General features: G+C 65.1%; 1 pseudogene. It reads right to left on the bottom strand.

The window, feature by feature from the left end:
• Positions 1-364 (bottom strand): annotated as a pseudogene (gene carB / locus SB753_RS35345) (carbamoyl phosphate synthase large subunit); the annotation flags it as partial.

Genomic DNA, 364 nt, shown 5'->3' with positions numbered 1-364 from the left:
GCCTTCGACGGCGGCACGCGCGCCCGACATCGTCGTGTAGTACGTGACCTTGTTCGCCTGCGCGCTCATGCGGATCGAACGCGAATCGGCGATGGCTGCACGCGTTTCGTCGACGGTCGTGAAGACGAGTGCGATCTCGCCGTTCTTGATCATATCGACGATGTGCGGACGGCCGTCCTTCACCTTGTTGACGACCTTCACCGGAACGCCCGCCGCTTCGATCGCCGCCGCCGTGCCCTTCGTCGCGACGAGCGGATAGCCCAACTCATGCAGCATACGCGCGACTTCGACGGCCTTCGGCTTGTCGGCGTCCATCACGGTCAACAGCACGGTGCCCGTCTCCGGCAGACGCGAACCCGCTGCG

This window comes from Paraburkholderia sp. SIMBA_053 (assembly GCF_046534895.1).
Classification (GTDB): domain Bacteria; phylum Pseudomonadota; class Gammaproteobacteria; order Burkholderiales; family Burkholderiaceae; genus Paraburkholderia; species Paraburkholderia caledonica.
The sequence above is the reverse complement of the archived record's forward strand: the minus strand, read 5'-3'. Positions and strand labels throughout refer to the sequence as shown.